Below are 12,227 nucleotides of genomic sequence, written 5' to 3'. Positions count from 1 at the left end.
CCAAGGTCCTGTCAGACCTGGGCGCGCTCGTCGACGATCTTGGCGATCTTCGCGATGGCCTCGTCGACGGGGATCCCGTTCTCCTGCGAACCGTCGCGGTAGCGGAAGGAGACGGCGCCGTTGGCCATGTCCTCGTCACCCGCGATGATCATGAACGGAACCTTCTGCTTCTGCGCGTTCCTGATCTTCTTCTGCATACGGTCGGACGACGAGTCCACCTCGACCCGCAGCCCCCTGGCCCGCGCCGCCTTGGCGAACTCCTGGAGATACGGGATGTGCGCGTCGCCGATCGGAATGCCCGTCGCCTGCACCGGCGCCAGCCACGCCGGGAACGCGCCCGCGTAGTGTTCGAGGAGCACCGCGAAGAAGCGCTCGATCGAGCCGAACAGCGCGCGGTGAATCATGACGGGACGCTGCTTGGACCCGTCCGGCGAGGTGTACTCCAGGTTGAAGCGCTCGGGCAGATTGAAGTCCAGCTGCACGGTCGACATCTGCCACGTACGGCCGATGGCGTCCCGCGCCTGCACCGAGATCTTCGGACCGTAGAACGCGGCGCCGCCCGGGTCGGGGGTCAGCGGCAGGCCCTGCTTCTCGGCCACGGCCCGCAGGACCTCGGTGGCCTCCTCCCACGCCTCGTCCGTGCCGACGAACTTCTCCGGATCCTTGGTGGACAGCTCCAGATAGAAGTCGGTCAGACCGTAGTCGCGCAGCAGGTTCAGCACGAAGGTGAGCGTCGAGTCCAGCTCGTCCGCCATCTGCTCCTTGGTGCAGTAGATGTGCGCGTCGTCCTGGGTGAAGCCGCGGGCCCGGGTCAGTCCGTGCACGACGCCGGACTTCTCGTACCGGTAGACCGTCCCGAACTCGAAGAGCCGCAGCGGCAGCTCACGGTAGGAGCGGCCCCGCGCGTCGAAGACCAGGTTGTGCATCGGGCAGTTCATGGGCTTGAGGTAGTAGTCCACGCCCTCGTCGAGCTGCATGGGCGGGTACATGCCGTCGGCGTACCAGTCCAGGTGCCCGGACTTCTCGAAGAGCTTCCCCTTGGTGGCGTGGGGCGTGTAGACGAACTCGTAGCCCTCCTCCTCGTGCCGGCGGCGCGAGTAGTCCTCCATCGCCCGGCGGATGACGCCGCCCTTGGGGTGGAAGACCGCGAGACCCGAACCGACCTCGTCGGGGAAGGAGAACAGGTCCAGTTCGCTGCCGAGCTTGCGGTGGTCGCGCTTCTCGGCCTCGGCGAGGAACTCCAGATGCGCCTTCAGCTCCTCCTTCGACGGCCACGCGGTGCCGTAGATGCGCTGGAGCATCGGGTTCTTCTCACTGCCACGCCAGTACGCGGCGGCGTTCCGCATCAGCTTGAACGCCGGGATGTTGCGGGTGGTGGGCAGGTGGGGACCGCGGCAGAGGTCCTTCCAGCACAGCTCGCCGGTCTTGGCGTCCAGATTGTCGTAGATGGTCAGCTCGCCGCCGCCCACCTCGACATCCGCGCCGTCGTCGGTGGAGGCGGCGCCCTTGATGCCGATGAGCTCCAGCTTGTACGGCTCGGCGGCCAGCTCCTCGCGGGCCTCCTCGTCGGTGACGACGCGACGCGAGAAGCGCTGCCCGCGCTTCTGGATCTCCTGCATCTTCTTCTCGATGGCCTTGAGGTCATCGGGGGTGAAGGGGGTCGCCACATCGAAGTCGTAGTAGAAGCCGTCCTTGACCGGAGGGCCGATGCCCAGCTTGGCCTCGGGGTGCAGCTCCTGCACGGCCTGCGCCATGACATGCGCGGTGGAGTGGCGCAGAATGGCCAGGCCGTCCTCGGAGGAGATCTCGACGGGCTCGACGACCTCGCCCTCACCGATCTCGTACGCGAGGTCCTTCAGCTCACCGCCCACGCGCGCGGCGATCACGGTGCGCTCACCGGGAAAGAGCTCGGCCGCCGTAGTGCCCGTCGTCACCACGCGCTCTTCCCGCTCGGAATCGCGTTGGATGATCACACGGACGTCTGACACCGGTCTCTCCTGACTCACGGGGCGCGACAGCGGACACTGCGCGTTCTGAATCGTACCGAGCCCGGCGGACCACACGCGAAATGGTTTGCCGCGAGACCGGCGGACGGCCCCGGGCGGCACCGCCCGCCGACCCCGTCACCGTACGGCGCCCACTGGACACGGCGCGTACCGAACGACCTGTCCGGGTATCCCCTTTTCGGGCAGAGCTGGAACATCTGCCGCTCATGCGCGAGGAGTTCGGGAATGACGTGTTGGTACGAAGGGCCGCTGGCCGCATTCGACACCGAGACGACGGGGGTGGACGTCGAGGAGGACCGGATCGTTTCGGCCGCCCTGGTCGTCCAGGACATGGCGGGCGCCCGGCCGAGAGTGACGCGCTGGCTGATCGATCCAGGGGTGCCCGTGCCCCCGGCCGCCACCGAGGTGCACGGGCTCACCGATGATTTCCTGCACCGCAACGGCCGCTGGCCGGCCCCCGCGGTGGAGGAGATGGCGCGGGCGCTGGCCGCGCAGTGCGCGGCGGGCCGGCCGCTCGTGGTGATGGACGCGCCGTTCGATCTGACGGTCCTCGACCGTGAACTGCGCCGCCACCGCGCCTCGTCCCTCGCCGAGTGCTTGCAGAACGTACCGCTGTGTGTGCTCGATCCCCTGGTCCTCGACAGCCATCTGGACCGCTATCGCAAGGGCGGCCGTACGCTCGCCGACCTCTGCGCCCATTACGAGATCGAGCTGGACGGGGTACGGGACGCGACCGGTGGCGAGCTGGCCGCGCAGGCGGCGCTCGACGTCGTGCGGGCGATCGGGAGGCGCTTCTCCGCGCGGATGGAGCGGCTGAGCGCCACGGAGCTGCATACGCTCCAGGCCGTCTGGCACACGGCGGGGGCCCGGGGGCAGCAGACGTGGTTCTCGCGCGGCGAGGATCCGGCGGATCCCGCCTGGCCCCTGCGGCCCGAACTGCCCGCCGAAGCGGCCTGATCCGGCGGGCCGTCCCCTCAGGGGGCCGGAACGCGCGAAGGCCGGTCCGTCATCGACGGACCGGCCTTTCCCGGTGGGCGATACTGGGTTCGAACCAGTGACCTCTTCGGTGTGAACGAAGCGCTCTCCCACTGAGCTAATCGCCCGGGAACGGACTGAACCATACAGGCCCCCGCGGGCTTCCTTCAAACCGAATGGGACGTACTCACCCCCGTATCTGAGTACGCCTACCGATGGCGGACCGTGTGGCGCCGGACACACTCCCTGTCCATGGAGAAGATTCCGCCGCCCGCCCAGGAGCTGGCGATGATCGACCAGGAACTGGTCCGACTCGACGCGCGCAGGGGCCAGTTGCTGGCCCGCAGGGCCCAGTTGGTGAGTCTCCTCGCGCGGTCGGCGCCGCCCACCTGGCCGTCCGCGCCCCCGGCGCCGACGCGCCCGGGGCCGTCATCCGCCCCGCGCTCCGCCGCCACGGAGATACCCCCGCGGAGCGCCCAGAATGTGCTGCTCGCGCTGGGCGGGGTGCTGCTGACCGTCGCCGCGACCGCGTTCACTCTGGTCAGTTGGGGTCAGCTGGGCGTGGGCGGCCGGGCGGCGGTGCTCACGGTCGTCACGGTCGCGGCGCTGGCCGCTCCCGCGCCGCTGCTGCGCCGGGGGCTCGCCTCGACCGCGGAGGCGGTGGCCGCGTTCGGACTGGCGCTGCTGGTGCTGGACGCGTACGCGCTCCACGAGGTGGCGCTGCCCAGGACCGACGGCCTCCCCTACACGGCGGGCGCCGCCGCCGCGCTCGCCGGGCTCTGGGCCGGTTACGGAGCGCTGCTCGGCCGGCTCCGGCTGCCGCTGCCCGCAGCGGTGGTGACAGCCCAACTCCCGCTGTTTCTCGGCTCTCTGGCCGTCGATGCGTCCGCGCTGACGACGGCCTGGGCGCTGCTGGTGACGGCCGCGCTGGACACCGCGCTCGCCGTGCGGCTGAAGCCGGGGGCCGTACGGACCGTCGCGGTCGTCGCCGCCTGTGTGACGTCGGGAGCGGCGCTGCTGACGGGTGGTTCGCTGTCGGTGGCGGCCGGGACACCGCTCGCCGCGGCCGGGCCCGCCGGGCTGCTGCTCGCGACGGCGGCGCTCGGGCTGTTCGCGGCGCGGCGCGTGAACGTGCACCCCATGGCGCCCGCGTGCGCGCTGGTGGCGGGTCTGGCGGCCGTCGCGGCGGCAGGCGGCGCGGTCCGTACGGCCGTGCCGGACGGCTGGGCCGTGCTCGGGTATCTGCTGTGCGGGGTCGCGCTGTTGGCGGTCGTACGGACCCGGCTGCCGCGCGCGGTGGTCCGGGGTCTGGCGGGCGCGGCGGGGGCGGTGACGGCGGCGTCCGTCCTGTGGACGCTGCCCGCTCTCGCCCTAGTGCCGCTGAGCGCGCTGAGCCGGGTCACCACGATCTGGACGGGTGCGCCGGGCGGCGCCCGGGCGGCGCTCGGTATCGATCTTCCCTGGACCCGTCAGCCGGCGGCGCCGCTCGTCCTGCTGATCGCGGCGGCGGCGGCCGCGAGCGCGTACCGCCTGCCGCCGGGCGCGCCGGACTCCGGCGGTGGCCGTCCGTGGCGCGTCCCTGCGCTCTGCGGCGCCGTCGCGCTCGGCTGGGCCGCCGTTGTGGTGGCGCCAACCGCGCTGGACCTCGGGTACCCGGCGGCGCTGGCCGCGCCCCTGGCGCTGACCGCGGCCCTGCTGACGGCCGTCGTGCGCCCGCGCGCTCCGGTGGGTACGGCGGTGACGCTCACCGCGCTGGTCTGCGCCCTCGCGGGCTCGGTCTGCGTGTCGCTGCTCTCCCTCGCCACCAGGACCGCGACGGTGACCGCGCTGGTGGCGCTGTGCGCGCTGTTCACGGGGGCGGCCGTAGCCGGGCAGACCGTACGCGCGCCAGGCGCCGCAGCGGGCGTCCAGGCGGCTTCACGGCCGTCACCGGCGGTGCGCGCACTTCTCGCCTGCGTGGCTGTCGGGTACGCGACCGCGCTGGGGGCCGCGGCCTGCCCGGCCGTCGGGCTGCCCGCCGAGCGCACCGCCCTCGCGCTCCTCGTCGTACCCGGCGCCGTGGCGCTGCTGGGCGCCCGGCTGCGCCGTCATCCGGTGGCGCCGCCGATCGAGCTGACCTCCGCCGGGGCCGCGGTGCTCGCCGTGGTCCTCGCCTCGGACCGGGCGCCCGTACTGGCGCTGGTGCTCGCGCTGTCCGGGGTGATCGCGGCGGGCACAGCGGTACGGCCCGGGCGGCGGCGGGCGGCCGGATACACCGCGACCGCGCTCTTCGTCCTCGCCGCCTGGGTGCGGCTGGCCTCGTCCGACGTGTCGGCCCCCGAGGCGTACACACTGCCGGTGACACTGCCCGCACTCGCCGTCGGGCTGCTGCGGCGCCGGCGCGACCCCGAGGCCTCGTCATGGACGGCGTACGGCCCCGGGCTGGCGGCGACACTGCTGCCGAGCCTGCTGGCGGCCTGGGGCGATCCGGACTGGCCGAGGCCGCTCCTGCTCGGCCTGGCGGCGCTGGCGCTCACGCTCGCCGGGGCCCGGCTGAGGCTCCAGGCGCCGCTGGTGCTCGGCGGTGCGGCGCTCGCCCTGGACGCGCTGCACGAACTGGCGCCCTACGTCGCCCAGATGGTGGGCCTCCTGCCGCGCTGGCTGCCACCGGCCCTCGTCGGGTCGCTGCTCCTCGCGGTGGGGGCGACCTACGAACAGCGTCTGCGGGACGCCCGCCGACTGCGCGGGACGCTGGGCCGGATGCGGTGAGCCGGGGAGACGACCGAGGCTCCGAAGACCTTGCCGGGTCTTCGGAGCCTCGGTTCCGGGTGGGCGATACTGGGTTCGAACCAGTGACCTCTTCGGTGTGAACGAAGCGCTCTCCCACTGAGCTAATCGCCCGGACGCACCGCACACATTACCCCATGTCAGCGGCGTCCCCGGACGCGTTCCGGGTCACTGGTCGATCTTCCACGGCATGACGATCCCGAACTTCCAGAGATAGATCCCGACCAGTACGGCGATGATCACCAGACCGATGGTGGTGAGGATGATGTTGCGCCGCCTGACCTTCGGGTCGAGTGCCTTCTGGGCCGCCTCGCTGACCTTGCGCCGGGTCCAGCGCAGCACCAACTGCGCCCACACGAACTCGGTCGCCCAGATCGCCATTCCGGCGAAGATCACCAACCAGCCGGGCCCCGGCAGCACAAGCATGGAGACGCCCGCGATCACCACCGCGAGTCCGACCACGAACACGCCGACCTGCCAGCTCAGATGGAGCGTCCGCGACTTCTTGATGAATCGCGGCGCACGGGACCCGAGCTCACGCTCCGAGTCCGCCGTGCCACCCTCCGCCACGTCTCCCGCCACGGCCTCCGGCGCGGGCCGCTCGGCCGTCGGCATCACGACATGCCCCCGCTTGTCACTCTCCGCATGCATGAGGCCCAACCTACCGGAATCACCCGCGTCACCGGAATGGCCGTATAACCCGAAGTCACACACGGCCGTACGAGCTACCCGAAGAATCACAAAACAGACAGAGGGGTTTACAACGGCACCGTAGGTGGCATGTCGATTTCGCCGACGTGCGAATCCCCGAGCGCACACTGAGCGAAAGGCCCTGGCGCTTATGAACACCACGGTCAGCTGCGAGCTGCACCTGCGCCTCGTTGTATCGAGCGAGTCCTCACTGCCTGTACCCGCGGGCCTCCGGTATGACACGGCCGATCCCTATGCCGTGCACGCCACCTTCCACACCGGAGCCGAAGAGACGGTCGAGTGGGTCTTCGCCCGCGACCTTCTCGCCGAGGGGCTGCATCGGCCCACCGGCACCGGCGACGTCAGAGTCTGGCCGTCCCGCAGTCACGGTCAGGGCGTCGTCTGCATCGCACTGAGCTCCCCAGAGGGCGAAGCGCTGCTTGAGGCCCCGGCGCGGGCCCTGGAGTCGTTCCTCAAGCGGACCGACGCCGCGGTGCCACCCGGCACCGAGCATCGTCACTTCGATCTCGATACGGAGCTCTCACACATCCTGGCCGAGAGCTGAGCCAGGCAGAGAGCTGCACGGCGCCGTCCGACTCGGGGAGACGGCGCCGCGCGGACAACCGCATACGGAGGACACCGGCGCCGTCGCCGCGGAACCCACCGCGACGACGGCGCCGGTGCGTTCCCTCCGGTGCGTTCCCCGCTGAGCCGAGCCCGTCCGGCGCGGTCAGCGACTAAAGTCGGCGGGATTCGGCGGGCACCGGCCCGCGGCAGGCCAGGGAGCGGATCGTGCTGATTCCACACGACACCCGGATCGCCCTCGACACCGTTGTCGATCTGATGAACACCGCGCCCGAGGAGGATTCGGGCGGCGTCGGCGGTACGGACGGGCTCGGGGACGTCGAGGCGCTGTACGGCTTCGTCAGGACCCATGGCATCAGCGGGGTGGGTGATGATCTCGACAACCGCGATTTGCGGGCCGTACTGGACGTACGGGCCCGGTTCGCCGAGGTCTTCGAGGCGCCGGACGCGCGCTCCGCGGCCGATCTGATCAATCAGCTGGTCGCCGCCGCGGGGACGACGCCGCAGCTGACCGATCACGACGGCTACGACTGGCATGTGCACTACTTCGCGCCGGGCGCCTCCGTCGCCGATCATCTCGCCGCCGACTGCGGCATGGCACTGGCCTTCATGGTCGTGGCCGGGGAACAGGAACGGCTGCGCCGCTGCGAGGCCCCGGACTGCGGGCACGCGTTCGTCGACCTGTCGCGGAACCGCTCGCGCCGTTACTGCGACAGCCGCACCTGCGGCAACCGACTGCATGTGGCCGCGTACCGGGCGCGCCGCAAGGAAGCGGCGGCCGGCTGACGGCGCTCACAGCAGAAAGAGATCGTGCACCGCCGCCATCAGCAGCAGCGAGCCGATCACCGCCAGGAAGATCATCAACGGCGGCTGGGAGAGCGCGAACAGACAACCGCGCTGCTCATCGGTGGGTGCGGGGGGTTCGCCCCGTGAGGTATCGAGCATCTCGGGGCGATCATGACGTACCCCGAACCGGGCTGTTGACCAACACGCGTCCTCGGGGCGGGAGTTCATCATATTCCGTGGAAAACATCCCCGAAATCCCGCCGAATCCCCCCTCACCTGCGATGCTGCCCCGCATTCCGGAATCCGGGAGGGCGCTCAGGTCGGCTCGCCCTAGATGCCGTGCTTCTTGAGGATGGCCTCGATGTCGCTGAAGTCGTCACCCGGCTTCGCCGCGGGCTGCTTGCCCTTGGGCTGAGCGGCCGACCGGGTGCCGGGGCCCAGTGAGGGCGCGGACGCGGCGGGTTCGACCGCGGCTTCCTGGCGTGCCGCCTTCGCCGCGGCCCTGCGCTCCTTGCGCGTACCACCGCGTCGGCGCTCCACCGCCCGGGTCGTCATGAAGAGCAGCCACGCGACCGCGAGGACCGCGAAGCCCGCCCACGCCGTCGGGCTGAACGCCGTGTTGGCGACCCACTTCACGATGCCGGTCATCGCCAGTGCCACCGGCACCAGCGCATAGGCGGCGATGCGCGCCGCGGCGAGGAAGCGCTTCCGGTACGCCGTGACGGCGGCGATACCCAGGCCCGCCGCTGACACCGCTGCGCAAATGGTCTCGGCGATCATCAGGTCCTCCTGAGCAGAGCGCTTTGTCGGCCGAACACTTCTCGTTCTCCATCCTGCACCTCGCGACCCGGTAGGGCCACGGTGCGGGGCGAGGCCGGGCGGATCTGGGGGAGATCTCCGGGACGGGCTCCTCCCCAGGTCCCAGCTCCCGGTCGGTCGGAGTACGGCGAGCTGGGAGACTGGCCCCATGAACGACTCCCCCGCCACCCGCCCCGTCGTCCTCGACGTCTGGTGCGAGCTCCAGTGCCCCGACTGCCACCACGCCCTGGACGACCTGCGCGCGCTGCGCGCCCGTTACGGGGACCGGCTGGAGGTGCGGCTGCGGCATTTCCCGCTGGACAAGCACAAGCACGCGTACGCCGCGGCGCAAGCCGCCGAGGAAGCCGCGGAGCAGGGGCGCGGCTGGCCGTACATCGAAGCCGTACTGGCCAGGACGGCGGAGCTGGCGGCCAAGGGGGAGCCCGTCCTGCTGGAGGTGGCGCGCGAGCTGGGGCTGGACGCCGAGGAGTTCGACACCGCGCTGATCGACGGCAGGCACCTCCTGGCCGTCGACGCCGATCAGGCCGAGGGCAAGGCGATCGGCGTCACCGGCACCCCCACGTATGTCATCGGTGACGAGCGGCTGGACGGCGGCAAGAGCCAGGAGGGGCTGCGCGGGCGCATCGAGGAGATCGCGGACCGGCTGCTGGCGAGGACCTAGGGGTCCGGCCACCCGCTGTCGCCGGGGCGGCGCTCAGAGCAGCTGTTTGAAGAAGTTGAGGTTCGTGGTGGCGTAGTGAAGCGATTCGTACAGCCGGATCGCCGGGGTGTTGTTGGCGAACACGTGCAGCCCCAGCAGGCTGTCCCCGGTCTCCAGCGCCGCCCGCTCGGCGAGCAGCATCAGCGCGCGGCCGTACCCCTTGCCGCGCTGGTCCTCGGACACCGCCACGTCGTACACCCAGGAACCCCACTCGCCGGGCCGCACCTCGCGCGGCCCGACCCACACATGGCCGACGACGGTTCCCGCGTGGACGAGGACGCTGATCGAGACGCCGGGGGTGGCGAGGCGCTCGGGGAGGTTCTCGCGGTGGCTCGCCTCCGCCTTGGCGCGGGCCTGCTCGGGTGTCACACCTCTGGCCATCCAGTTGCGGGCGTAGGCGTCGAGGGTCCCCGCCTCCCAGACCGCGAACTCCGCGTCGTTCATGGCACGGGCCTCGACATCCGCCGGAAGGTCCGGAGCCCGGGACGGTACCGCCTTGTCCATGTTCCGGCTGCGCTCGACGTAGCCCAGGGACTCCAGCATGCGAAGGGCGGGGGTCGCGTCGGGCGGTACGGAGGCCAGCACCTGGCCACAGCCCCAGCCGCGCAGCACCTCCTCGGCGGCGAGCGCGGCGACGGTCCCCCGGCCGCGTCTGCGATCGGGTTCGTCGATGCTCAGGGCCTGGATGGTCCCGGCCGTGTGGCCGAAGCCGGCGTCCGTACCGAGTTCGATCGTGCCGACGCGGCGGCTGTTCACGCAGACCTCGTAGGAGCGTGACTTCCCGCCGTCGTCGGCGTGCTGAAGCGGCCCGGTCGGCCGCAGGGTGGTGGTCATCAGGGGAGTTCTACCCGTCGCACAGAGCGGAGTCATCCGCTTTTCGGACCGGCCGCGCCGCTCACCGGGCCTCAGGGATCCAGGTCGGCGCCGACCCGCTCCTCGAAGACGCGCATCGCCTTGGTGGTCACCGGCCCGGGGGCGGCGGGCAGTTGACGGTCGTCAAGGCGGTGGACCGCCTGTACGTCGCGCAGCGTGGAGGTCAGGAAGATCTCGTCCGCGCGCTCCAGGGCGTCCAGCGGCAGATCCGTCTCATGGGCACCGCACCACTCGACCGTCAGGGCCCGGGTGATGCCCGCGAGACAGCCGGAGGCGAGCGGTGGGGTGTGCAACTCGCCGTCGAGGACGACGAAGACATTGGAGCCCGTGCCCTCACAGAGCGCGCCGACGGTATTGGCGAACAGCGCCTCGCTCGCGCCTTGTTCCCGCGCCCGCGCGAGGGCGACGACATTCTCCGCGTACGAGGTGGTCTTGAGGCCTGTCACCGCGCCGCGTTCGTTGCGCGTCCACGGGACGGTGATGGCCGCCGTGGTGTCGGGGCGGCGCTTCGTCCCGCCGACGGCGACGACCAGGGTCGGGCCCGCCTCGCCCCGGTCGGAGCCGAGCGGGGAGAGTCCGCCGGTGTAGGTGATCCGCAGCCGCCCCAGGTCCACCGGGTTGGCGTCGAGAACGGCCGCGCAGGCGCCGCGTACCTCGTCGAGATCCGGCTCCCGCAGCCCGAGTCCGCGAGCGGAGCGGGCCAGCCTGTCCAGATGGCGGGTGAGGGCGAAGGGCCGGCCCTGGACGGTCTTGACCGTCTCGAAGATGCCGTCCCCCACGGTCAGTCCATGATCGAGCACGGACACAAGGGCGCCTTCGGCCGTGTGCAGTGCGCCGTTGACCCAGATCTTCATCTACCCGGTCCTTCCGCTCGCTTCGTACGCGCCCGACGCTATCGCGAGCAGCCGGGCGGCCTTCAGCTCGGTCTCCGCCCACTCCCCCTCGGGGTCGGATCCCCAGGTGATGCCCGCTCCGGCGCCGAAGCGCAGGACGGCTCTGGGGGCCGTGTCGCGGTCGATCCAGAAGGTACGGATCCCGACCGCGAGCGCCGCCGTGCCGCGGTCGGCGTCGACCCAGCCGATACCGCCGCAGTAGGGGCCGCGCGGGGCGGTCTCCAGCTCCTCGATGATCCGCAGGGCGCTGGACTTGGGGGCGCCGCTGACCGAGCCGGGTGGGAACGTGGCGGACAGCAGCTCCGGCCAGCCCGCCCTGCCGTCGAGTTCGCCCCGTACAGTCGAGACGAGATGGACCAGTCCGGGGTGCGGTTCGACCGCGCAGAGCGCGGGGACCGTCACGGATCCGGTGGCGCAGACGCGGCCCAGGTCATTGCGGACGAGGTCCACGATCATCACGTTCTCGGCGTAGTCCTTGTCCAGCAGCTCGTCGGCGGTACGGGCGGTGCCCTTGATCGGGCCGGACTCGATGGTCCTGCCCGCCGTGCTCAGATACAGCTCGGGCGAGGCGGTCGCGATCTCCACGCCGTGCGCGGGCAGCCGGATCGTTCCGGCGTACGGAGCGGGGTTGTCGCGCGCGAGCAGCGCCGTCAGCGCGTCGACATCGGCCGTGTCGGGAGCGGGCAGCGGCGCCGAGAGCACCCGGCAGAGGTTGACCTGATAGACATCGCCCGCCGCGATGTACTCGCGGATCCGGCGGACGCCCTTCGTGTACCCGTCGCGGTCGAGCGACGACGTCCAGTCACCGGCGGCGGGCCCGCGCCACTGTCCCGGAACCGGCGCGGGCACCGGTTCACTGCGCACCTCATCGAAGCGAGCGCAGGTGAGACGGCCCTCGAAGTCCGCGGCGACGGCCCAGAACCCGGCGGAGTCGAGCGCTTCCGGATCATGGGTGAGATCCCGCAGACCGAAGGCGACAAGGCCGCCGAAGCGGGCCATAGGAGCGAGGTCGTGCACGCTTGCGAGTCTAGAACAGCCTCCGTTGGGCCGCTCCGCGCTGAACGTACGGCGAACGCACCCCAGCACGCTGCGGAAACGCGTTTTTGTGCTGGCCCCGGAATCCGCTAGAGTTCA

General features: G+C 71.3%; 12 protein-coding genes and 2 tRNA genes. 5 read left to right on the top strand and 9 right to left on the bottom strand.

Annotated features, from left to right (window positions below; translation table 11 throughout):
• Window positions 1-11: 11 nt before the first annotated feature.
• Window positions 12-1,988, bottom strand: coding sequence for a threonine--tRNA ligase (thrS, locus tag ABTZ59_RS06055; protein ID WP_351391370.1), 1,977 nt, complete (start codon window positions 1,986-1,988; stop codon window positions 12-14).
• 243 nt (window positions 1,989-2,231) lie between these two features.
• On the opposite strand from thrS, the gene ABTZ59_RS06050 reads away from it, so the two are divergent.
• Window positions 2,232-2,963 carry an exonuclease domain-containing protein gene (locus ABTZ59_RS06050; protein ID WP_351391368.1) on the top strand — a complete coding sequence of 244 codons (732 nt, stop codon included), beginning with the start codon at window positions 2,232-2,234 and terminating at the stop codon, window positions 2,961-2,963.
• A gap of 74 nt (window positions 2,964-3,037) precedes the next feature.
• Here ABTZ59_RS06050 and ABTZ59_RS06045 read toward each other — a convergent pair.
• Window positions 3,038-3,109 (bottom strand) — tRNA-Val (locus ABTZ59_RS06045).
• Between the two features lie 124 nt (window positions 3,110-3,233).
• Between ABTZ59_RS06045 and ABTZ59_RS06040 the strand changes: the two genes are divergently transcribed.
• Window positions 3,234-5,729, top strand: a complete 2,496-nt coding sequence (locus ABTZ59_RS06040; RefSeq protein WP_351391363.1) for an SCO7613 C-terminal domain-containing membrane protein — start codon at window positions 3,234-3,236, stop codon at window positions 5,727-5,729.
• Window positions 5,730-5,789: 60 nt separating this feature from the next.
• Here the strand turns inward: ABTZ59_RS06040 and ABTZ59_RS06035 are convergent.
• Both ABTZ59_RS06035 and ABTZ59_RS06030 read right to left on the bottom strand, forming a co-directional pair.
• Window positions 5,790-5,861 (bottom strand) — tRNA-Val (locus tag ABTZ59_RS06035).
• Window positions 5,862-5,915: 54 nt separating this feature from the next.
• On the bottom strand, window positions 5,916-6,398 hold the full coding sequence (locus tag ABTZ59_RS06030; RefSeq protein WP_351391360.1) for a TIGR02611 family protein: 483 nt from the start codon (window positions 6,396-6,398) through the stop codon (window positions 5,916-5,918).
• A 190-nt stretch (window positions 6,399-6,588) separates the two neighbouring features.
• Here ABTZ59_RS06030 and ABTZ59_RS06025 point away from each other — a divergent pair, with 190 nt between their 5' ends.
• Both ABTZ59_RS06025 and ABTZ59_RS06020 read left to right on the top strand, forming a co-directional pair.
• Complete coding sequence (locus ABTZ59_RS06025) at window positions 6,589-7,002, top strand: SsgA family sporulation/cell division regulator (RefSeq protein ID WP_003959770.1); 414 nt, start codon at window positions 6,589-6,591, stop codon at window positions 7,000-7,002.
• A 227-nt stretch (window positions 7,003-7,229) separates the two neighbouring features.
• Complete coding sequence (locus ABTZ59_RS06020; protein WP_351391357.1) at window positions 7,230-7,808, top strand: CGNR zinc finger domain-containing protein; 579 nt, start codon at window positions 7,230-7,232, stop codon at window positions 7,806-7,808.
• A gap of 6 nt (window positions 7,809-7,814) precedes the next feature.
• Here the strand turns inward: ABTZ59_RS06020 and ABTZ59_RS06015 are convergent, their stop codons facing one another.
• Together ABTZ59_RS06015 and ABTZ59_RS06010 are read right to left on the bottom strand one after the other, a co-directional pair.
• Window positions 7,815-7,967, bottom strand: coding sequence for a hypothetical protein (locus ABTZ59_RS06015; RefSeq protein ID WP_249951066.1), 153 nt, complete (start codon window positions 7,965-7,967; stop codon window positions 7,815-7,817).
• Window positions 7,968-8,138: 171 nt separating this feature from the next.
• Complete coding sequence (locus tag ABTZ59_RS06010) at window positions 8,139-8,588, bottom strand: hypothetical protein (protein ID WP_351391354.1); 450 nt, start codon at window positions 8,586-8,588, stop codon at window positions 8,139-8,141.
• Window positions 8,589-8,775: 187 nt separating this feature from the next.
• Between ABTZ59_RS06010 and ABTZ59_RS06005 the strand changes: the two genes are divergently transcribed.
• Window positions 8,776-9,288: a DsbA family protein gene (locus ABTZ59_RS06005; protein WP_351391351.1), complete on the top strand. Its 513-nt coding sequence runs from the start codon at window positions 8,776-8,778 to the stop codon at window positions 9,286-9,288.
• Window positions 9,289-9,321: 33 nt separating this feature from the next.
• Here ABTZ59_RS06005 and ABTZ59_RS06000 read toward each other — a convergent pair whose 3' ends face one another.
• The 3 genes from ABTZ59_RS06000 to ABTZ59_RS05990 form a co-directional block, all read right to left on the bottom strand.
• A complete protein-coding gene (locus tag ABTZ59_RS06000; RefSeq protein ID WP_351391348.1) occupies window positions 9,322-10,161 on the bottom strand; it encodes a GNAT family N-acetyltransferase in 840 nt (279 codons plus the stop codon).
• Between the two features lie 71 nt (window positions 10,162-10,232).
• On the bottom strand, window positions 10,233-11,054 hold the full coding sequence (locus ABTZ59_RS05995) for an aminotransferase class IV (protein WP_351391345.1): 822 nt from the start codon (window positions 11,052-11,054) through the stop codon (window positions 10,233-10,235).
• The gene (locus ABTZ59_RS05990; protein ID WP_351391342.1) at window positions 11,055-12,110 is read right to left on the bottom strand and encodes a chorismate-binding protein; all 1,056 of its coding nucleotides are present in this window, start codon (window positions 12,108-12,110) and stop codon (window positions 11,055-11,057) included.
• Between the last annotated feature and the right edge of the window lie 117 nt (window positions 12,111-12,227).

This window comes from Streptomyces sp. NPDC094034, assembly GCF_040303865.1.
Taxonomy (GTDB): Bacteria; Actinomycetota; Actinomycetes; order Streptomycetales; family Streptomycetaceae; genus Streptomyces.
The sequence above is the reverse complement of the archived record's forward strand: the minus strand, read 5'-3'. Positions and strand labels throughout refer to the sequence as shown.

Excerpts from the sequence above, each read along its gene's own strand:
- ABTZ59_RS06050 (WP_351391368.1), top strand. The coding sequence starts at position 2,232 with ATGACGTGTTGGTACGAAGGGCCGCTGGCCGCATTCGACACCGAGACG.
- ABTZ59_RS06040 (WP_351391363.1), top strand. The coding sequence starts at position 3,234 with ATGGAGAAGATTCCGCCGCCCGCCCAGGAGCTGGCGATGATCGACCAG.
- ABTZ59_RS06030 (WP_351391360.1), bottom strand. The coding sequence starts at position 6,398 with ATGCATGCGGAGAGTGACAAGCGGGGGCATGTCGTGATGCCGACGGCC.
- ABTZ59_RS06025 (WP_003959770.1), top strand. The coding sequence starts at position 6,589 with ATGAACACCACGGTCAGCTGCGAGCTGCACCTGCGCCTCGTTGTATCG.
- ABTZ59_RS06015 (WP_249951066.1), bottom strand. The coding sequence starts at position 7,967 with ATGCTCGATACCTCACGGGGCGAACCCCCCGCACCCACCGATGAGCAG.
- ABTZ59_RS06010 (WP_351391354.1), bottom strand. The coding sequence starts at position 8,588 with ATGATCGCCGAGACCATTTGCGCAGCGGTGTCAGCGGCGGGCCTGGGT.
- ABTZ59_RS06005 (WP_351391351.1), top strand. The coding sequence starts at position 8,776 with ATGAACGACTCCCCCGCCACCCGCCCCGTCGTCCTCGACGTCTGGTGC.
- ABTZ59_RS06000 (WP_351391348.1), bottom strand. The coding sequence starts at position 10,161 with ATGACCACCACCCTGCGGCCGACCGGGCCGCTTCAGCACGCCGACGAC.
- ABTZ59_RS05995 (WP_351391345.1), bottom strand. The coding sequence starts at position 11,054 with ATGAAGATCTGGGTCAACGGCGCACTGCACACGGCCGAAGGCGCCCTT.